Genomic DNA, 22,059 nt, shown 5'->3' with positions numbered 1-22,059 from the left:
ACTACTTCAATTCCATACATGTATTTTTTATAAGTTCTTTTGCTAAATCCAGTCTATATTTTTTTATAATCTCATCAAAAGCCTCTTGAATAAAGTTAGCTACCCAATATTGAGAATTTTCAGGAGGAGTCTCTCCGAAATCTAAGTAATCAATATGGTCGTCTGAAGCCATTAAAGATTCATTAATTGAAAACATCCAAACAAAGTGCTTAATAAAAATTTCTCTAATACACTCTTGTAATAAATCTAATGACTTTATTCTATTATCTAAATTTAATTGATAATCATTAAGCATCATAAATTGGAAGTAATTATAGTGGGTATGATCATTTAAAGTACCCCTTACATTTTTATAGTTACTCTTAGACAAAAGATCGTTTATATCATTTAAATCTTTATGTTTTCTAACATACTCACTCATCTCTCGATATTGTGGTAACTTTTCTTTACCTCTGAGCCAATTATTCACTTTCTCTACAATAAAATTTTCTAAACTAAAATTATCCTTAATATATAGAGATGTATAGCAATGTATTACTATTGAATCATAGTATTTTCTAGTTAAAGAATAGGCATCATTTATTGTGCCAAACTCAAGTAGTTTCTTAACAGATTCTAGGGTTGATCGTATCGAAGATACTAGATAAGTTTCGTAATTTAATGCTTGAGTACCTTTGTTAATAAATTTCAAGACATTAAAAGCCAATAAATCATAAAATTTAATATATTTATTGAGGTCATTAAATATATTATGTTTTTTATATTCATCTGTGAGCATTGAATGATTTGATTCCATCACCCCTCCACAGTTACCATTTTTGATAGTAATACCTCTTTTAAAGCTAAAAGTTTTTTATTTTCTTGAGATTTCAAATAAATAGTTTCAAATAATGGTTCTGCTACTTTATGAAAGTCAGACATTTTATTTATGCTTATTGAAACCTCATAATCTTTCAAATAATCAGAATGAACTCTTTGTCTTCCTGATGATCCAATCATGCTACTTATTGCATAAGCTCTAAAATTCTCTTCTCTTGCTAAACAGTATACCCAATAAGGACTTATTTCTTTCTTAGCTCTCATAACTATAAATTCTGTTGAGCCAAAAGCTATTTCCTTATCACTAAGCCCTTTTACAAATGCCGTTTTACCATTCTCTAAGCATGGAGTAATCCTTGCTAACAAAGTATCATTATTTTTAAACTTTGAACCATTAGTAAATGGTCTTTTTATGATATTTTTAATACTCATAGATGTTTCTTGTAAATCTGCCATCTCAATATAGCTTGTTACAACATTCTTTTTGATAGAGTGCTTAGGATTAAATTCTACAAGACTATCAAGTGAAATTATTTCACCATTTTCAAAATCCACAAACCACTCTTTATAGATAGCTTGAGCTGTTTCTTCTAGCTTTTGGTTTAGTTGCTCATTTAGTTTGATTCGATTTGTAATAGCATAATACTCTGCTACTATCTCACGCTGTTTTTCAATTGATGGAATATTTATTTCTATAGAACAAAAATCATTCCAAGAAATACTTCCTCTAACATCTGCTCCACTTTTAAACCACAAGTATCTATCATTTTCACTTCTAGACAACCACATCATCAAGTAATCACTTAAAAGTTCATTCTCATTTTTAACTTCAAATACATAATATGCTGAAGAAATAATAGCTTTTTCGTAATCTTTCATTAAAGATATAGGTAGTTTGCCATCTCTGCCAACGCTCATTAACTTGCAACCAAACTGACCTTTTTTAATAACTTTATATTTTATTAAATCAGTACCAACAATATTTGCAACTGATGGAATAAATTTCTTTTCTAGATTTACCCCAACTAGCATATCAACTTTACCGTCAGTATTCTTAATATTTACTTGTCGGATATAGTTACCAAGTTTTTTATAATTTGATCTCATAACCCAACTCTTTAAATACTGTTAGAAGCTCTTGTTTTGATTGCTCTTCTTTCTTTAGTAGTTCACTAAATTCAGCTTGGAGATTTTTCATCTTCTCATCAAAATCTATATTTTCATCTCTATTTACAAACTCTATATACTTACTTGGTACTAGTGAGTAATCTTTAGCAATGACTTCATCTATAGTCACACTCTTACAATACTCTGGAATGTCTTTATACCCCAATTCTCCTCCCTTGGAGGAGTACCTTGCTTCGCAAGGGGAGGTGGTTTTATTTTCAGCTTCATCAACCACACCCCGCCTATCGGCACCCCTCTCGAGAGGGGAATTATTTAAAGACTGCCACGCATGATAAGTATCTGATATTTCTTGGATATTTTCTTCATCAAACTGGATAAACTTTTTCTCAAATGGCACACCCTTTTGGCGTAAATCCATAAATAAGATCTCTTTAGTTCTATCTCTATGGCTCTTTTGCTTACCATTTTGCTCAAATTCTCTTTGCTTCTTATTAGCATTAAGTATCCATATAGTCACACTAATATTTGTCGTGTAAAACATATTTTGTGGAAGAATTAAAATAGCTTCTACTAGATCATTTTCTATTAGCTTTTTACGGATTTTGTATTCTTCCCCACCACCACTTAGAGCACCATTAGCTAGGATAAAACCAGCTACTCCATTTTGCGATAGCTTAGAAACTATATTGAGTATCCAACCATAGTTTGCATTTGACTTAGGTGGCACATCATAACCAGCCCAACGCGGATCATCTAAAAGCTCATTTGCTCCACGCCAATCTTTTTGGTTAAATGGTGGATTAGCCATTATAAAATCAGCTTTTAAATCAGGATGCTGATCCTTGAAAAATGTATCTGCTGGCACATCACCAAGATTTGCTGAGATTCCACGGATTGCTAAATTCATCTTAGCTAGTTTATATGTAGTACCTGTGTACTCTTGCCCATAGATTGAGATGTCTTTTTTATTACCCTTATGAGCTTCTATAAACTTGATAGACTGGACAAACATACCACCCGAACCACAAGCTGGATCGTATATTTTACCCTTGTATGGTTCTATCATATTCGCTATTAGATTTACGATAGATTTTGGCGTGTAGAACTCACCTTTACCCTTACCCTCTGCTATGGCAAATTTACTCAAGAAATACTCATACACTCGCCCTACTATATCATTACCCTTATCGGCTATAGTGTTGATATTATTTATAGTATCTATCAAGCTAGATAACTTACTTACATCTAGCCCAAGCCTTGAGAAATAGTTATCTGGTAATGCACCTTTTAGACTAGGGTTGTTTTTCTCAATAGTTGATAGAGCTGTATCTATCTTGAGAGCTATATCATCTTGCTTAGCATTTTGCTTGATATATGACCACCTAGATTCTTCTGGCAGATAGAAAACATTTTCCATAGTATAGAACTCTACCATATCGATAAATGCTTCTTTACCCTCTGTGATTAATTGCTCTCTGCGCTCCTCAAAAGTATCACTTACAAATTTTAGGAATATCAACCCTAAAACTATATGTTTGTATTCGCTAGACTCAACTGAGCCTCTTAATTTATTTGCACTATCCCAAAGGGTCTCTTCCATAGGCTTGGTATTTGCTTTGTTTTTTACTTGAGTCATTTAGATGAAAAATATTTATAAACCTATATAAAAGATTATATTTAATTGATTTTGCTATTACTAGAAGTATTAAAATTTATAGTATTCAAACTTTACTAAAAATAGTTATATATACACTAGCTATAAAAGTAGTACTTACATAAACAGCTTATTCTAAGCTTAAATTCCCAATCTAACTTGTCATATTCTTCTTTGACTTCAGGATTTTTAAATACCTTAGCTTTTAATTTATCTAGACTCATAACAACTCCTTCATCCTTTGCTCTGCAATATTCAAATCTTTCTTAGGTGTTTTTTGTGTTTTCTTTATAAACACATGTAAAATTATTACTTTTTTACTTTTCATATAACAATAATTACTTCTTGCTATACCTTCTTGAGCCTTTGCCCTAAGTTCAAAAAGTCCTTTTCCTAGTGAATCGGTATGAGGCTTTCCAAGCTGTGCTCCATGTTGTTCGACTAACTCTAATAATCTAAGCATTTTAGCTTGTAGCTTTGGAGGTAATGAAAGAATATTCGGAGGTAATGAAAGAATATCATTTTCAACCTCTTCACTATAAAAGTCTATTTCCCATTTCATATTATATTAAAATGCTTATATGTATCATATATGATACTTTTTTGAAAAAATCAATTATTTGCTATATCGAGGATTAAATTTAAAAGAAAATAACTATTTGATTATCAATTGCAAAAGTTGTGATATCACCTGATAGTTAAATATCTCTAGCTAAAGGTTCAAAGTCAATATAGTATCTTAGATATTCTGGAACCGATGAAATATATAGAGTTTTCTATCTCTCCCTCAAACTATTATCTATACCTCTAGTTAATGGTTCGGTGAAGAAGTCTAACACTCTTCTTGTTCCTGTCTTAACCTCTGCTACTACTGCCATACCTGAAACTATCTTGTATGTTTCACCACCTTTGTGTAGAGTATTGTTATTTAAACTTATCACTAACTTGTATACCAATCCAAGTCGCTCATCTTCTATAGCATCTCCGGAGATTTTCTCTACAGTCCCATGTAGTACACCATATTCTGCAAATGGAAATGTATTTACCTTCACTTCAGCTGTTTGACCTTTTCTTAGGTAACCAATATCTTCATTTTTAACATATACTTCTGCTTCTAACTTTTGATCGATCGGTACTATCTGCATTAGTACTTGTGCTGGAGTTACCACTGCTCCTATAGTATGAATTTGCATTTCATGCACCACACCATCTATTGGTGATCTAATTATATTCTTACCATTTAATGTAGTAGCCTTATGTAATTCTTGCTCGGCACTAAAGAGATCTTTTTTATCTTGGCGGATTTTCTCCAGCGTTTTTAAATATGTTTCTGATTTATAAGATTCAAGATTACTTCTTGCCTCAGCTATTTCTGCATCTAATTGTAAGTCTTTCTTCTTCTCAGTTTCTAACTCGTAATATGTATTAATAAACTTCTCTCTAAATTCTAAATACTCCATCCTTGCAACTGCTTTTTTCTTATATAGTTTTGTATAAGTTTCTAGCTTTTCTTTTATTATTTTGATTGTGGCCTGTAACTGATGCGTCTTATTTACACTAATTTCCTTTTCTTGCTCCTTTGAAAGCAATGTAGCTTCTAATGTCATTAGCTTAGCTATTGTTGATTGCCACTCTTGCCAAAGTAGTTGTCTTGATTGTTCTATATCTAACTCATCTGTGACAACTTTGGGAGGTGTATAATCAAGTTTCTCTAATGGTATTTGCTTGTTTAAACCACTATTAAGCATTTTATAGAAAGTTTGTTCTCTTGAGATCCTTAACTTATAAAACTTGATATCTTCTTTGAGTTTACTAATATCAGATTCTGTATACTCAGATTCTAAAACTACTAATACATCACCTTTTTTGACTATCTGACCACTATCTACATTGAGTCTAATTACTGTTCCTTTCTCTGATGATTGGATTGTCTTAACATCCCCAGCTGGAATGATCTTACCCTGACCAGCAGTTATGATATCTATCTTACAAAAGTAAGCCCATACTACTGTAAAAACTATCAAAAAAATCAAACAATAAAGTACAGTTCTAAGTAATGGATGCGGTGGTTTGTCAGTAACTTCCAAGACTCCTGGTAAAAAGCTATATGCGTCTTTTTGAGCATTTCTTTCCTCTCCCAAAGTTTTACGATTTTTCCAAAACTCTTTAACACTTGTAGCTTTTTTAACTACTTGAGGTAAGCGCGTTTTATATTTTTGTGGTAGGTTTTGTTTAGCTTGGTTATCCATTACACTTCACCTCGATGTTGTGCATTATATAATGAAGCATAATGACCATTCTTAGCTAAAAGCTCTTGATGTGAGCCGTCCTCAATAATTTTACCTTGATCCATATAAATAATACGGTCACAATTTTGTACTGTAGATAATCTATGCGCTATTATAAATACTGTTCTACCTTGTGATATTTTTGCCATATTATTCTGAATAATTTTTTCTGATTCATAATCAAGCGCTGAAGTAGCTTCATCTAATATAAGTATCTTGGGATTATTCATCAATGCCCTAGCTATTGATAACCTTTGTTTTTGGCCACCTGAAAAGTTTGAACCTCCTTCTTCGATAACTGTATCAAAACCATCTTTGAGGTCTAATATAAATTCTTCTGCACCTGCAAATCTAGCAGCAGCTACTACTTGCTCCATACTTGCACTTGGATTTGTCAAAGCTATATTTTCTCTTACCGTACGATTAAACATAAAGCTCTCTTGTAAGACAACCCCTATATTTTGCCTTAACCATGTAGTATCTACTGTTGATAGGTCAACGCCATCAACAAGTACCTTCCCTGATTCTGGCCTATATAGTCTTTGGATTAATTTAGTAAGTGTGCTCTTACCACTTCCAGATCTACCTACAATACCTATAGTCTGTCCTGCTTGGACTTCTAAGTTCAACTCATTAAGAATTAGCTTGGTATCAGCTGAATACCTAAATTTAACATCCTTGAATATAACTGCTCCCTTAAACAAAGGAAGATTACTTTTACTAACCTTATTATAAGATTCTGTTGGATAATTAAGAATATCTCCCAATCTCTTTAAAGATACACCTGCTTGCTGGAATTCTTGCCATATATTGACTAGTTTAAGAATTGGTTGGGTTACACGCCCTGCTAACATATTAAATGCAATCAATTGACCTATTGTCAGTCTTCCTGCCATTACCATATGAGCACCAATAAATATAATAGCTATAGTTGTAAGCTTACTAACTAACTCAGCTGTTTGACCTGCTATATTACCTAAATTCTGTGATCTGAAAGATGCTTTGACATATTCAGTAAGATTATCCTCCCATTTTCTTTGCATCTGTGGTTCTATAGCATTTGCTTTAATAGTCTGAATACCTGTAATTGACTCTGTAAGAAATGATTGATTCTTTGCACCTGTTGAAAAAACTTTATTTAATCTATGTTTGAGTATTGGTGTGATAAAAATTGATAATAAAAAATATATTGGGATAGTTCCAAGCACTATTAAAGTAAGCTGCCAACTATATAAGAATAATACTGCTATAAATATAAAGGTAAATGATAAATCAATTAGTAAAGTAAGAGCTGTACTAGTTATAAAGTTACGGATACTATCTAACTCTTTAACTCTAGCCACATTTTGCCCAACTTGTCGAGCTTCAAAATACTCTAATGGTAATCGCATCAAATGACTAAAAAGCTTCGAGCCAAGCACCACATCTACTCTAGAAGTAGTATGACTAAACAAGTATGTCCTAATCATACCAAATACTACTTCAAAAATAGCTACTACTAAAAACACTATTGCCAATGTATTTAAAGTAGTAATACCATTATGCATAATCACCTTATCCATCACCACCTGAAAGAAAAATGGTGTCATAAGTCCAAATAGCTGGATAAATAATGAAGCAATAATTACATCTTTGAAAATATGCTTATATTTCCATAATGCTGGGATAAACCACTTAATATTAAAACTTTCATTTGATTTTTCTACTGCACCTTTATGCGTAACCAAAATTGCTTTACCTGAATATACCTGTGAAAGCTCTTGTTTGGTTAAGCTTTGGATATCTTTTTGCCCTTGGACTATAACCAAGTATTTTTCCTGATTGATAGCTGCTAAGACAAAATATTCCCCATCATTATCTTTAAGAATAATAGGAAATGTTCTTGAATCTAAGTAATCTACTTTGATATTAACTGATTTTGCCTTAAAACCATTTGCTTTAATAGCTCTTAAAAAGTTGATTTCACTAATACTACCACCAGGATCAGCATATTCATGAGCAATCTGTTTAGGGTCAATAGCTATCTTATTAAAATGGGCTATTTGATACAAAGAGAATATACCACTATGCATAACTAAGCAATCTCAGATTTAGGAGCCCATATATCTAGTAATTCAGAATTACCTACTTGAGTGGTTACTTGACTGCCACTAATTGCTCCTCCATCATCAATGTCATTTACTGCTTCTTCAGCTTCCATCATTGCCTTGAGTTGTCGCATTTGTTCACCAAAGTTAGGGATATCTGTAAGTGCATCAGCTGTTTCTATTTGTATATTATCAGCATTTTCATTTGCCTCATCATAGAAATTATTGACAATGACTTTACTAATTAGATCACCACTATTACCTCTTAGTAAGATAGCTAAATCATTATCTTGAACTTCAAACCCAACATCAGAACTGTTAACTCCCTCAAGTCTTATAGTATCAATTGAATTATCATTTGAAGACATATCTATAGTCTTAGTACCTGTATCATTAACATTAATTACATAAGTATCCGCTCCTTCACCACCTCTTAGATAATCATTACCTGAGCCAGTTATAATTGTGTCATCACCACCATTACCTACTATTATATTGTCATTATTATTACCTACTAAAACATCATCTGATTCTGTACCTACTAAAATATCTGATCTACCTAGAACCGTACCATCTGCAAATTCTAATCTATTTACTTTAGATTGATATGTCTTATTAGTTGAATAAAATCCTTCAACTCTCATTCCATTAGCAGAATCCTCACCTACTTGGATAATAAGATCATTTCCTTCTTTATTAAGCTTTAAATCCTCTTTAGTAATCCCTTCTCCAAATAATATCTTATCATTATATACCTGCTCATAACGTCTGCCCCATGCATTACCATCTCCTTGACGTGCTACTAAGTCAAATCCATCTCCTAGATTATATTTAATAGTATTCGTAGACCTATAACCTGTATATATCCGGTCATCACCCTGACCTCCTTCTAATGTATTTGTAGAATACTCATCCGCCCATAATCCATCCGAGCCTTCTCCACCTCTTAATGTACCCTCGCCTTGAACCCAGTCATCTCCTGATCCGCCATCAAGCACATTACTTCCTTCATTATCTACTAGATTGTCATTTCCTTCTCCACCTAACAATATATCATTTCCTGAATCTCCTCTTAAGGTATCGTCACCTTCTCCCCCAACAAGCTTGTCATTACCAAGTCCTCCTCGAAGAATATCATTTCCACCCTTACCATCTATAACATCATTCCATTCAGAACCAGTAATATCATCAACTTCTTCTGTAGTCTCAAAGTTAGGATTAAATATAGCATCAACCCCTCTTCTTAATACTGTACCATCTGCAAATTCTAATCTATTTACTTTAGATTGATATGTCTTATTAGTTGAATAAAATCCTTCAACTCTCATTCCATTAGCAGAATCCTCACCTACTTGGATAATAAGATCATTTCCTTCTTTATTAAGCTTTAAATCCTCTTTAGTAATCCCTTCTCCAAATAATATCTTATCATTATATGCCTGCTCATAACGTCTGCCCCATGCATTACCATCTCCTTGACGAGCTACTAAGTCAAAACCATCTCCTAGATTATATTTAATAGTATTCGTAGATCTATAACCTGTATATATCCGGTCATCACCCCGACCTCCTTCTAATGTATTTGTAGAATACTCATCTGCCCATAATCCATCCGAGCCTTCTCCACCTCTTAATGTACCCTCGCCTTGAACCCAGTCATCTCCTGATCCGCCATCAAGCACATTACTTCCTTCATTATCTACTAGATTGTCATTTCCTTCTCCACCTAACAATATATCATTTCCTGAATCTCCTCTTAAGGTATCGTCACCTTCTCCCCCAACAAGCTTGTCATTACCAAGTCCTCCTCGAAGAATATCATTTCCACCCTTACCATCTATAACATCATTCCATTCAGAACCAGTAATATCATCAACTTCTTCTGTAGTCTCAAAGTTAGGATTAAATATAGCATCAACCCCTCTTCTTAATACTGTACCATCTGCAAATTCTAATCTATTTACTTTAGATTGATATGTCCTATTAGTTGAGTAAAACCCTTCCACCCTCATTCCATTAGCAGGATCTTCACCCACTTGAATTATTAAATCATTCCCCTCATTACTTAACTTTAGATCTGATTGGCTAATCCCTTCTCCAAATAATATCCTATCATTATATGTCTGCTCGTATCTTCTGCCCCATGCACTGCCATCTCCTTGACGTGCTACTAAGTCAAAACCATCTCCTAGATTATATTTAATAGTATTCGTAGACCTATAACCTGTATATATCCGGTCATCTCCCTGACCTCCTTCTAATGTATTTGTAGAATACTCATCTGCCCATAATCCATCCGAGCCTTCTCCACCTCTTAATGTACCCTCGCCTTGAACCCAGTCATCTCCTGATCCGCCATCAAGCACATTACTTCCTTCATTATCTACTAAGTTGTCATTTCCTTCTCCACCTAACAATATATCATTTCCAGATTCACCTCTTAAAATGTCGTCTCCTAAGCCTCCATCTAACAGATCATTTCCTCCTTTGCCATACAACTTATCATTACCATCATTACCATAAATTGCATCAGCAGAATCAAAACCACTTAAATTATCATCTCTATCAGTACTTAATATTATTTGTTTACCATCTAACTTAAATTCAACAGCATTAATAGACACTACTTCTTCAGCTGTAAAATTTGCTTCTCCAAGTATTGAACTATAATCCCAGCCATCTTTAAGAAAAGTAACATCTTGTACATCTATCACATTCTTATAGAAATTTAATCCTGTTACTGGATCAGCCTTAATCTTCTCAACTATAGCTTCATTAATCCCCTCAAAACTAAGAGCTATTTCTCCAGCTTCATCTAACTCAAATGAAAGATTCTCTAATAAAAATGGCTGTATCTCTCTAACTATGAAACTTGTCTCTACTGACTCTTTAATAGAGTTAAAAGCACTTGCATAACCTTCTGATATATGTGTAGCTCTAGCATTATCTGCTAATCTGTGAAAAAACCAGTCATTTGTGGTGGTTGTGCCTCCTTTAGCTACTGTTCTTGTTTCCCAAAATGACTCTGAACCTGTTTGGGCTGATATCGTATAGCTACTACCGTTATTCTTAATGTTATAACTTAATAACCTCTCACCATTTAGAGCTTCTAATATCGCTGTCTTCTCAATTACTGTTCTAACTCTATCTGATATACCAACATTTATCTGTGTACCATCATCCAATGTTACTCCGTCTAAAATCTCTAGTGAGGTGCTAAAATTATTCGCAGTCTTAGCCCACTCTAAAAGTACTTCATGTACCGCTGAATCTGTAACTGCTGTAGCTCCTGAATATAAACCTTTGAGTAACTCATTAAGTTTAGGCGACTGACTAGCTGACTCATGTAAGCTTCTCAAAGCTCCTTGGCCTGCTACATTGATTGAGTTTTGTAAATCTTGTGATGTCTGTAAAATCTCTTCAAACTTACTATAAAATTTATTCTCAGCAAAATCCATAGCACCTATTGTAGTAGTGCTACCATCTGTATTTGTAGCTGTACTAGTCTTACGTAATATACCACCTGCGACACTTTGATTTACAATCTTTGCATTTAGATCAATACTATCTATACCAGCATCTGATAAGCTTATAAGTTCTCCATCATCTGATACACCATCTTGGTCTTTATCTTGCCAAATCTTAACCTCATGAAATGCCTCATCATTAGCATCAAAAATACCATCATTATTACTATCCAAATCCCTCAAAGCATCAAATCCATCTGTTGCCTTAGTGCCATCTGACTTGATAGTATTATCTCCAAACAGCTCTCGACCATTATCTATAATGCCATTACCATCTATATCACGAACCAACAAGCCATCATCTTTATTGACCCAACCAGTACCAGTTCTAACTCCATCGGCATTATGATCAAATAATACACTACCATCAGCCTCACGCGTCTCGATACCATCACCATCTAAATCGACTACCAACGGGTCGCCATAGCGTTGGGTGTTGGCTTGGATAAACTTGTCTAATACTAGTTTGTCTACCGATTGAATTCCAAAACTACCATCTGTACCTAATACAGCATCCATTACAGATTTAACTATAGCGCTATCTGCAAGTGACTCTACAAAAGCTTCTTTCTCTTCAACTGACTTAGTTACAGCTGCATCTGCTACTTTATCAAGCACTGCCTGGGCTTGTTCACCGCCAAGGGATTCTGCCACCGTTTCTTGTATAGAAGATATACTTGCATAGTTAGCTTTAAACTCATTATACCCTTCTACGTTACCTAGCAATCTATCTAAACTAGCTTTAGCTTGTTGAATTGATTCTAACCTGGCATATGGATTATCAGCTCCAGCAACACCTAACTTATTTGCACTATAAGCCATAGCATTATCCCAAGTATCTAAGCCATCTATCGCTGCTTTTGCTTCTGCTAACTGCGTATCTAAAGATGATAAGACTTGTGCTAAATTCTCTGTGACAATTGCACCATCTTTTGACAGTAAGGTAGTATTAAAAGTAGACTGATTTGCATCTGTAAAGTATGTAATACTATGACTAGCTGGACCTCCATCAGTATTACTATACATCATAACCTGACCTATAACATACTCTTGCCCTGAAATATTACCAGAGCGACTAACTACATCGCCTACCGTAATATGTGAGTAAGCAACATTGTTAATCGAGTTTGCAACTTCTGAGCCATACTCAGAGCGAATATACTCTCCTGCTTGTGGAGCATTAAAAGTATCTACTTGGGTTATAGTTACTCTATCAGCAAAAGTTTCTTGCGTGCTTGCTGCCTGTACTTGTGCCAAATAACCTCCTAATGAATGGCCTGTAAATATTGCTTCTGTTATATTTGTATCTGCAAGGACACTCTTTGCAAACTCATTAGCTGAAGTAACTTGGGCATTTGATGTCTCTATTGGACTATATTCATTTACTGCCAAGATAGCATCTGCTACCAAATCATTTATCTGAGATGGTTCTGTACCTCTACTGGAAAAGATTACTTCTTTAGGAGTTTTCTCATTAGATATCGCCATACCTGTAAAGCCATTTAATGAATTACTTTCTGTTGCAACTATATTGTAATCTTTAAGTGAGTTTACTAAGGTTGGATTATCCATTAGGTAACTTGCTGTACCAGCATCTAAGCCATTTCGAATTATATAACTACCATCTGTATTTGTGACAAAATTTCCTTTTGCATCTGTTTCATAAAATTGCTTACCTAAAGGAAGTGGGTTACCATTTTCATCAACTTTAATATTGCCCTCAAACACATTTGAATATATTAGCCTATCAAATACCGCATTCTTATTGCTTGTAGTTTGTATTGCATCATTAAGATTTATTTCTAATTGATTTGTATTGCTCATAGTATTTCCCTCTTTATTTATTTTCTAATTGTAAAATTTGTTTATATAATTGCGTGTCTATTAGTGGAGTGTACACCATATTTTGCCCTCTCCATGTATACATAAATACATCTTTTCCTTTATGTTTATACTGATGCCACATCGTTTCTTTACCTGGATCTTTATACAAATGAAACTGTCTAGCTATATCAGCTAAATTATGGATACGGTCTGCTGATGTTCTTTGGTTTATTAGCTTAGTATCTAACTGATCTGTCTCAACTCTATTTTTATAAACCTTATAGGTATTACAATACTTCTCTATACTATTTTTCTCACAGCCATATAGGCGTAGCCAACCCCAAGCATACTTTTGGATATCGCCATCATTTGTGAATTTTAACATGCTATAGTCAACATCTTTATCTACAGTATCATCTATATACTTGTCAAAAGTTAAGCCTTTAGGTAAATCATATACTGTTACTTCTAATTTGTAGCTGTATAATTTTAATGACCTGAAATAATTATTAATATTCTCAATCATCTCTAAAACTTTAAGCATTCCTTCTGCAGTTTTTGGAGCATTTACATGAATAGTTGCTTCTGTCCTGATATAATTATGTCCCTTGGCTATTTTCTCTTTCATTGTCAAATTCGGCTTTGCTAACAATTCCCATGTCTTCATCATATTATCTGGTTTATGGTCTTTCTGTTGCTTCTCCTGCCAACCAACTTCATTAGCTCCATCTATATTTGGCACAATTAGATTATTGGTACTTACAGAATCCACATAGGGTTTAAATAGTGCTTTCCAATCTAAATTTTGTTTATATTGACCAAAGTTATCTACTACCTTATTAGATTTTTCATAGTATGAGCCACCAGACTCTAAATCTTTATAGCTTAAATCTTTAGCCTTAAAATTATATCCACCCAAATTACTTGAATAGCTGACATCCCAAACTTCAAATTTATCACCAGGATACTTTTCTTCAAGACGTTTCTCTATCTTCTCTCTAACCTCTGGATAACCAGTTAGCCAGTCTATAAAGCCACAGTAGCCCATCACTGGGATCGCCAGTATTATTGCTAGTAATAGTTTTTTCATATTTGAATCCTAAATAAAAATTGACGTGTTTAACTCCATCTTAAAATCTGAAAATTCCAAATACAATAAAAAATTAATATTTTATGCACATTAGCGGTTAGTAATTTTTTGAGTTTCATTCCCTACTCCATATTGTTAACTAAAAATTCTCCCAAGTGTTGAAGGGGTGGCAGTCGCTAGACTGACGGGGTAATACTTTTAACTTTTGTAGTTTACCCTCTAAATAAAATAATACTCCTTCGATATTAAATTTAACATCTTCATCTAATATTCTCTCAACATGTAAACCTAAACTTTCTAAATAAACTTGCCTCTGTTCATCATATTCAAATTTATCATTGTGACTAGAACCATCTACTTCTATTACTATATTCAAACTAGGACAATAAAAATCTACTATGTAATTACCTATTATTTTTTGACGATTAAAGTCTAAATTTAATAACTGCTTATTTTTAAGTTTATTCCACAATAATACTTCTGATAAATTGCCTGCTTGGCGCAATTCTTTTGCTCTTTGCTTTAATTTGGAGTTATAAGGTAATTTGGTACTCATATATTAAAAACTACCCTCTCTGTATTAACTAAAAATATAGACTTTAAAGTAACTACCCCGTCTTGCTATGCAAGCCACCCCTTCAACACTTGAAGGGGAATTGTTTTGTCTCTTACACTTTGATCAACTTTAACCTGACCATCAAATACATTTGAATATATTAGCCTATCAAATACCGCATTCTTATTGCTTGTAGTTTGGATTGCTTCATTAAGACTAGCGGTTAATTGCTCTGTAAAACCAGTTGTGCTCATCTCACTATCTCCTACTTATTTATTAATTTTTCTAATTGTGGATAATATTTACTATTTTTTAATAAAATATTTGCTCTAGACCTTGTGTCCCACCTACCATAACAACCAAGTACTGGATGACATTTATCAGGCTGACCAAACTTATCTACTAACTTAAATTCATTTAAACTATTTATCCTATCTGCTGTTGTATTATCATCAACTATCTTCTTTCTTCTTTCTAAGTTAGGATCTTCATATTGAGTATTACAAGACTTTTCAAATTCAGATATTCTGGTACATGATTGAATCTTTAAATATCCCCAAGCATACTTTTGAATACCTTCATCAAACCACCAGTCTATACTTGTATGAAAATTTGGTGCTATTTCATCATAATATTTATCTATATCAAACCCTTCTGGCACATCATAAGTTATGACCTCTAAGTTATAACTATATAAATTCATTGAGCGCAATTTATTATTTGCAATAGTAGGTGTCTTGTTATGATCAAAATCATTTTTTATAAAAATATATTTTTAGTATTTGTCTAATTATCTATACTATAAAATAAAGACCATTCAATAAAATTCTCATTATGTTTTATAAAAACCTAATTTTTATCTCATTACTTATTTATACTTTTAGTCTTTTCGCTAAACCAATTATTTATTATTGTCCCACTCCTGAAGATTTTATAAATGAAAATAATAAACTCGTAGCTAAAACAAAATATCATCAATTTGAATACACTTGGTTAGCACAAGACATAACCCCATCTCAATTTCCAGAATATCCCCTAACTTTCAAAGGAGCTAATTTAGTTAATTGTAAAGATAGCTTATGTGATTTAGAATGTTACTATTATTCAAATATAGAAGGTCATCTGATTACGTCAACTATGCAATCAAATCAGAATATTAGTATTTATAAAGATCCTAATCATTATCTGAAAAATTTTAGTTGCCAATATACAGAGCATATCGATTGCCCTTTTGTGGTGAATGTTTATAATTAAATAACTTTCATTTTTTAGCATTTAGGTAGTGTAACACCAACTTGACCTTGGTATTTACCACCTTTGTCAGCATAAGAAGTTTCACACTCCTCATCAGATTGGAAGAATAACATTTGAGCCACGCCTTCATTTGCATAGATTTTGGCAGGTAGCGGCGTTGTATTTGAGAACTCTAATGTCACATAGCCTTGCCATTCTGGCTCAAGAGGAGTGACATTTACTATGATACCGCACCTTGCGTAAGTGGATTTACCTAAACAGACTACTAACGTATCTCTTGGGATTTTAAATTTCTCAACTGTACGCGCTAAAGCAAAAGAATTTGGTGGAATTATACAAACATCGCCTTTGAAATCGACAAAATTTTTATCATTAAAATCTTTAGGGTCAACTATTGAAGAATTTATATTTGTAAATATTTTAAACTCATCTGCACAACGTACATCATAACCATAGCTTGAAGTTCCATAAGAAACAATTTTTTGGTTATTAACAACTTTTACTTGGCCTGCCTCAAAAGGCTCTATCATCTTATGCTCTTGAGACATTTTTTTTATCCATTTATCTGATTTTATCGTCACGTTTTTTCTCGCTTAATTTTCTAATTTAACACCAATAGAATCTAAACTACTTGCTTTAGGTAATTTCTCAATTTCATTTAAGATATTTTCAGCTACAACCATATAACTCGTATTTATAATATCATCCTTGTCTAAACTAACATAAGGTTTACCATTATCAGCATTCTCACGAATATCTTTATGTAACGGTAAATTACCTAAAAATTTAATATTATTTTTGCCACATAAAAGATGAGCACCATCCTCACCAAAAATATGTTCACTGTTACCACATTTAGGACAAATGTAGTAACTCATATTTTCTACTACACCCAAAGTTTTGATATCAACTTTTTGAAACATTGCTAAAGCTCTCCTTGCATCGATTAACGATAAATCTTGAGGAGTCGTAACAATCACAGCACCTGTCACTGGCATATTTTTTGATATAGTTAATTGGATATCACCCGTTCCAGGCGGTAAATCTAAAAATAAATAATCTATATCACCCCAATCTGTATCATTTAAAAGTTGCATTAGCGCTCGAGATACTATAGGGCCACGCCAAATTATTGCTGATTCAGAGTCTATTAGATTACCGATAGAAATCATCTTAACTCCGTAACGCTCTAGTGGAATAATCTTTTTCTTATCCGTAGTTTGTGGATTTTGCTTAAGATTTAGCAGAGTCGGCTGGCTTGGACCATAAATATCTGCATCTAAAATACCAACTTTTGCTCCCATTTTTGCAAAGCTAACTGCTAAATTTGCTGTTACAGTAGACTTACCTACACCTCCTTTTCCAGAGGCAACTAAGATAATATTTTTGATATTAGGTAAAAGTTTTTGTACTTGTTGAACTTTTCTCTTAACGACATTTTCAATTCTTACCATATTAAACAACTAGCTTTTTATAATTTATTCACTATTATAAAGACAATTTAACTGTAATTATACTTAATTAAAGATGCTTAAAAAAGATGATTTTAAAACGATTTTACTCACAAGTATTGGTGGAATGTTAGAGTTTTATGATTTTGTAATATTTGGCATGTTTGCTATCATACTAGGCAAAACATTTTTCCCTCACGAAGGCTCACCAGCATTACAAGCACTTTCTGCCTTTACAGTTTTTGCTGTCGGATACTTTGCTAGACCGTTTGGTGGTATTATTTTTGGACATATTGGTGATAGATATGGACGTAAAAAATCTTTCCTACTAACAATACTACTTATGGGATTGGCTGCTTTTACTATAGCATTGTTGCCTTCTTACCAAAGTGTTGGGATAACTGCAACGCTGTTATTTGTCGTATTAAGGATTATTCAAGGTGCTGCAATTGGCGGTGAAATTCCAAGTGCTGTAGTATTTGTCAAAGAGTCACTATTAAAGCATGGTGGCTTAGCTTGTGGAATTATATTTTGTTTTATCAATTTTGGCATATTCTTTGCAGAAATCACTAAAATAATAACCACATATTTTCTAACTGATGATTATGCTTGGCGTGTAGCATTTATGTTTGGTGGCATTGCAGCTATTATTAGTTATTTTTTTAGAAAAGAAATTCATGAAACTGCTATATTCTTAAATGAAAAAACTCATTATAAAGTCCCTATAATTGATTTATTTAAAACAGAGAAATTAGCAATAGTTAAAGCTGTCGCTGCTATTTCAATTTTTGCAATGGTAGTTGGATTTTTCTCACTTTACTTGCCAACATATTTCCAATTAAATCACATCGCAAATAGTTCAAGTTTGATACTTATTAACTTATTTGTTTTTTCTGTAGTCTCTATCCCAGCAGGTTTTCTTGCTGATAAATTTACACCACTACGTATACTCTTTATCGGCGCGATAGGTTTAGTGATTTTTGGAAGTATTTTTTACTATAGTGTCGTTATTAACTCTAAATATTTACTCATCATAATGCTGATCAATAATATTTTTATGGGACTAGTTGTAGGAGTCGCTTCTAACTATGCAAGTACCCTTTTTAGCCCTGGTGTGCGAGCTAGCGGTTTAGGTTTTAGTTATAACATCAGCTTTGCTATTTTCAATGGTGCTTTTTTAGCTTTGGCAAGTTTAGGTATTGCTAAAGGTTTTATATTTACACCATTATACCTAATTTTAGTAGTGATAATTATCTCTGCTATTATCCTAATACTTATGCCTAATACTTCACAAAACACCTCTACCTAGAATACTAGCAGTGTGTTAAAATTTTTTAAAAAGATTCTTCTATTTCATGAGTAATGGAAAAATTTTCATCAAATTTAATATATATCATAGAAGCCAATGCAATTTTATTTATTTGTCAGGTTTTTACTATTTTTATCGTATTAAAACTTATTGTTGATAAAAGATCAGCATCAAATATCATAGCTTGGGTTTTAGCTATATTATTTATTCCTTATATCGCAATTCCTTTTTTCTTTATCTTTCAGCGTAAAGATAAACGCAAATTCTGGCAGAAAAGCACGATGAATATACAAGGTCTGCAACCTTTAGCAAAAGCAGCTATAAATAAAAGTACCTATAAAGATTTACCAATAAATGTAATAAAAACTTTTACAAATCTTGAGCTACCTACCCTTACACAAAAAAATACTTTTGAAATATATACAAGTGGTACTGAATCCTTTAAAGCTTTTATACAAGCTATAAAATCAGCAAAAACAAGTATATATATTCAAACATATATCATCAAAAATGATACAACCTCTAAGCTAGTGATTAATGCTTTAGAAAAAAAGGCAGCTGAAGGTTTAACTATAAAAATTATGATAGATTCTTTAGGCTCTTTTTATGTCTATCGCCATAATAAAAGAATTTTTAGAAATCTACGTAAATTAGGTGCTAAGGTAGTATTTTTCATGCCGGTGATATCTAACCCTTTGCGTAATTATATTAATTATAGAAATCATCGTAAAATTTTTATTTTTGATAACAAAATAGTTTTTAGTGGGGGTGTGAATATTGGTGATGAGTATATGTCACCTATTGCCTATGATGGTATGTGGAGTGATTTACTCTTTAAAATAGAAGGACAATCTTTAGTTTATTTCTTAAAAATTTTCTATTCAGACTGGCATTTTGCAACATCTGAAGAATTAAATCTTAAAATTGAAAATACCATACAAGATGAGTGTTTTACTCAAGTAGTTCCCTCAGGGCCCGATATGCAAAAAAATCAGCTATATGCTGGCTTAATTGCTGCTATTAATTCTGCTCAAAAAAGACTATGGATTATCACACCATATCTGATTCCATCACTTGATTTACTTCAAGCTATACTGCTTGCTAAATATAGAGGCATTGATGTAAAAGTAATTACTCCTAAAAATTCAGACCATAAAATAATTAATAGGGCTAGATCTAGCTACATTAGAGACTTACTTGAGTGTAATATAGAGGTTTATTTTACAAAAAATATGTTACATGCAAAAGCTATACTTATAGATTCTAATATTGCTATACTTGGCTCTATAAATTTAGATAATCGTAGTTTATTTTTAAATTATGAACTTGCTACTTTTATATACACTTCTAAGCAAGTAGAAAAGTTATATAAATGGGCAGAAAAACTTATAAAAGATTCTGATAGAGATGCTTCACACTTACCAACTAAACGCAGTAGTTTGATTGTTGAAAGTATCATGAAGGTACTTACACCACTAATGTAATAACATAGCTTAAGTCGAAATTTCAGATAGCTACCTAGAATAACTATCTGTGTGTTACAATTTAGTATAATATAAGCTCAAATCTATTATAAATGGAAAAATTTTTATTAAGTCTACTCTATATTCTTGAGGCAAATATTATCTTATTTGTCTGTCAAGCACTGACAATATTTATCGTTCTGAAACTAATAGTCGACAAAAAGTCTGCATCTAACATTTTAGCTTGGCTTTTAGCAATATTATTTATTCCTTACGTTGCAATTCCGTTTTTCTTTATCTTTCAGCGTAAAGATAAGCGTAGTTTCTGGCAAAAAGAAGCTATGAATATTAGTCAACCATCATTAGAGTTATTGTACCTGAATAAAAGCGAGAACTGCAAAAATTTACCCAGTGAAATTATCAATGTTTTTGCTAACATGAAGTTAAATACTCTTACAAGTAAAAACTCTTTTGAGATGTATTCTGATGGTGTTAAATCGTTTCAAGCTTTTATACAAGCTATAGAATCTGCTAAACAAAATATATATATCCAAACATATGTATTTAAAAATGATACTACATCTAAATTAGTAATAAAGGCTCTAGAAAAAAAAGCTGCCGAAGGTGTTGAAATCAAGATGATGATAGACTCTTTAGGTTCTTTTTATGTCTATCGCCATAATAAAAGAATTTTTAGAAACCTACGGAAATTAGGTGCTAAGGTAGTATTTTTCATGCCTTTAATAGCTAATCCCTTACGTAACTATATTAACTATAGGAATCATAGAAAAATATATATTTTTGACAATAATACAGTATTTAGTGGTGGTATGAATATTGGTGATGAATATATGTCTCCTCTGGAACATGAAGGGATGTGGGATGACCTACTCTTTAAAATTCAAGGTGAGTCATTAGTATATTTTTTAAAGATTTTTTGCTCTGATTGGCACTTTGCGACAAACCAAAAACTTGAATTTAATATCCAAAATGCAACTACACAAGAAGGTTTTGTTCAAGTAATTCCATCTGGTCCAGACTTAAAAGAAGATCAATTATATTCAGGTTTGATTACAGCTATTAATGCAGCTAAAAAAAAATTATGGATTATCACTCCCTATCTAATACCTTCAGCAGAATTATATCACTCAATAGTTTTAGCCAAGAAAAAAGGTGTTGAGGTTAAGATTATTACACCAAAGAACTCAAATCATAAGGTAGTTGATAGAGCCAGAGTAAGTTATATAAGAGATTTTTTAGAATCTAATATTGATGTTCATTTTACAAAAAACATGATGCATGCGAAAGCTGTATTAATTGATAATAATATTGCAATGTTAGGCTCGGTAAATTTAGATATTCGTAGCCTGTTCCTAAATTATGAAATTGCTACATTCTTATATAGCAGAAATGATGTTGCAAAAATGTATCAATGGGCTAGCAAAATCTTGGCTGACTCTACCCGAAATACCGATCATATGACTACAAAACCTAGTAGTCTAGTTGCAGAAAGTATACTTAAAATACTTACTCCTTTAATGTAAAATAAAAATTTAACAAATTTTTGTTCATGGAACCTATTAAAAGCTAATAACAAGTTTAGAATTAT

The 22,059-nt window shown here is 32.5% G+C and carries 18 protein-coding genes and 1 pseudogene; 4 read left to right on the top strand and 15 right to left on the bottom strand.

Translation table 11 applies throughout. The features are described 5' to 3' along the window. Nucleotide 1: 1 nt before the first annotated feature. From CGC45_RS04215 to CGC45_RS04160, 13 genes and pseudogenes are all read right to left on the bottom strand, one after another. The gene (locus tag CGC45_RS04215) at nt 2-796 is read right to left on the bottom strand and encodes a hypothetical protein (protein ID WP_205334657.1); all 795 of its coding nucleotides are present in this window, start codon (nt 794-796) and stop codon (nt 2-4) included. After that, nucleotides 796-1,926: a restriction endonuclease subunit S gene (locus tag CGC45_RS04210; protein ID WP_114702060.1), complete on the bottom strand. Its 1,131-nt coding sequence runs from the start codon at nt 1,924-1,926 to the stop codon at nt 796-798. The genes CGC45_RS04215 and CGC45_RS04210 overlap by 1 nt, the downstream gene beginning before the upstream one ends. Further along, a complete protein-coding gene (locus CGC45_RS04205; RefSeq protein ID WP_114702059.1) occupies nt 1,910-3,583 on the bottom strand; it encodes a type I restriction-modification system subunit M in 1,674 nt (557 codons plus the stop codon). Before CGC45_RS04205 ends, CGC45_RS04210 begins: the two co-directional genes overlap by 17 nt. Before the next feature lie 116 nt (nt 3,584-3,699). Beyond that, nucleotides 3,700-3,825, bottom strand: coding sequence for a hypothetical protein (locus CGC45_RS09315; RefSeq protein ID WP_257211283.1), 126 nt, complete (start codon nt 3,823-3,825; stop codon nt 3,700-3,702). After that, nucleotides 3,822-4,163, bottom strand: a complete 342-nt coding sequence (locus CGC45_RS04195; RefSeq protein WP_071629103.1) for a type II toxin-antitoxin system RelE/ParE family toxin — start codon at nt 4,161-4,163, stop codon at nt 3,822-3,824. Before CGC45_RS04195 ends, CGC45_RS09315 begins: the two co-directional genes overlap by 4 nt. Before the next feature lie 136 nt (nt 4,164-4,299). Beyond that, nucleotides 4,300-4,377, bottom strand: a pseudogene (locus CGC45_RS09520) (antirestriction protein ArdA); the annotation flags it as partial. Continuing rightward, nucleotides 4,378-5,850, bottom strand: coding sequence for an HlyD family type I secretion periplasmic adaptor subunit (locus CGC45_RS04190; protein WP_071629102.1), 1,473 nt, complete (start codon nt 5,848-5,850; stop codon nt 4,378-4,380). It abuts the pseudogene before it with no gap. Further along, the gene (locus CGC45_RS04185; protein ID WP_071629101.1) at nt 5,850-7,961 is read right to left on the bottom strand and encodes a type I secretion system permease/ATPase; all 2,112 of its coding nucleotides are present in this window, start codon (nt 7,959-7,961) and stop codon (nt 5,850-5,852) included. Before CGC45_RS04185 ends, CGC45_RS04190 begins: the two co-directional genes overlap by 1 nt. A gap of 2 nt (nt 7,962-7,963) precedes the next feature. Continuing rightward, entirely contained in the window at nt 7,964-13,327 is a 5,364-nt protein-coding gene (locus tag CGC45_RS09310; RefSeq protein WP_114702058.1) for an SPM autocatalytic domain-containing protein, read from the bottom strand. A gap of 13 nt (nt 13,328-13,340) precedes the next feature. Next, nucleotides 13,341-14,417 carry a hypothetical protein gene (locus CGC45_RS04175; protein ID WP_071629100.1) on the bottom strand — a complete coding sequence of 359 codons (1,077 nt, stop codon included), beginning with the start codon at nt 14,415-14,417 and terminating at the stop codon, nt 13,341-13,343. Nucleotides 14,418-14,556: 139 nt separating this feature from the next. Further along, nucleotides 14,557-14,973, bottom strand: a complete 417-nt coding sequence (locus CGC45_RS04170; protein WP_071629099.1) for an endonuclease domain-containing protein — start codon at nt 14,971-14,973, stop codon at nt 14,557-14,559. Nucleotides 14,974-15,038: 65 nt separating this feature from the next. After that, a complete protein-coding gene (locus CGC45_RS04165; RefSeq protein ID WP_071629098.1) occupies nt 15,039-15,227 on the bottom strand; it encodes a hypothetical protein in 189 nt (62 codons plus the stop codon). A gap of 11 nt (nt 15,228-15,238) precedes the next feature. Beyond that, nucleotides 15,239-15,676 (bottom strand): hypothetical protein, encoded by a 438-nt coding sequence (locus tag CGC45_RS04160; RefSeq protein WP_071629097.1) that lies wholly within the window; start codon nt 15,674-15,676, stop codon nt 15,239-15,241. A 128-nt stretch (nt 15,677-15,804) separates the two neighbouring features. Between CGC45_RS04160 and CGC45_RS04155 the strand changes: the two genes are divergently transcribed. Then, entirely contained in the window at nt 15,805-16,227 is a 423-nt protein-coding gene (locus tag CGC45_RS04155) for a hypothetical protein (protein ID WP_071629096.1), read from the top strand. A 14-nt stretch (nt 16,228-16,241) separates the two neighbouring features. Here CGC45_RS04155 and dcd read toward each other — a convergent pair whose 3' ends face one another. Further along, complete coding sequence (gene dcd / locus CGC45_RS04150) at nt 16,242-16,808, bottom strand: dCTP deaminase (RefSeq protein ID WP_071629095.1); 567 nt, start codon at nt 16,806-16,808, stop codon at nt 16,242-16,244. Nucleotides 16,809-16,820: 12 nt separating this feature from the next. Continuing rightward, nucleotides 16,821-17,681: an Mrp/NBP35 family ATP-binding protein gene (locus CGC45_RS04145; protein WP_071629094.1), complete on the bottom strand. Its 861-nt coding sequence runs from the start codon at nt 17,679-17,681 to the stop codon at nt 16,821-16,823. 73 nt (nt 17,682-17,754) lie between these two features. Between CGC45_RS04145 and CGC45_RS04140 the strand changes: the two genes are divergently transcribed. The 3 genes from CGC45_RS04140 to cls (CGC45_RS04130) all read left to right on the top strand — a co-directional run bounded on the left by CGC45_RS04140 (nt 17,755) and on the right by cls (CGC45_RS04130) (nt 21,994). Further along, nucleotides 17,755-18,987: an MFS transporter gene (locus CGC45_RS04140; RefSeq protein ID WP_071629093.1), complete on the top strand. Its 1,233-nt coding sequence runs from the start codon at nt 17,755-17,757 to the stop codon at nt 18,985-18,987. A gap of 53 nt (nt 18,988-19,040) precedes the next feature. Further along, nucleotides 19,041-20,471 (top strand): cardiolipin synthase, encoded by a 1,431-nt coding sequence (gene cls / locus CGC45_RS04135; RefSeq protein WP_071629092.1) that lies wholly within the window; start codon nt 19,041-19,043, stop codon nt 20,469-20,471. A gap of 92 nt (nt 20,472-20,563) precedes the next feature. After that, complete coding sequence (gene cls / locus CGC45_RS04130) at nt 20,564-21,994, top strand: cardiolipin synthase (RefSeq protein WP_071629091.1); 1,431 nt, start codon at nt 20,564-20,566, stop codon at nt 21,992-21,994. The last annotated feature ends 65 nt before the right edge of the window (nt 21,995-22,059 follow it).

Origin of the sequence: Francisella opportunistica (assembly GCF_003347135.1) — a bacterium.
Lineage (GTDB): Bacteria > Pseudomonadota > Gammaproteobacteria > Francisellales > Francisellaceae > Francisella > Francisella opportunistica.
Note: the sequence above shows the minus strand (reverse complement) of the source record. Positions and strands in the feature narration are given on the sequence as shown.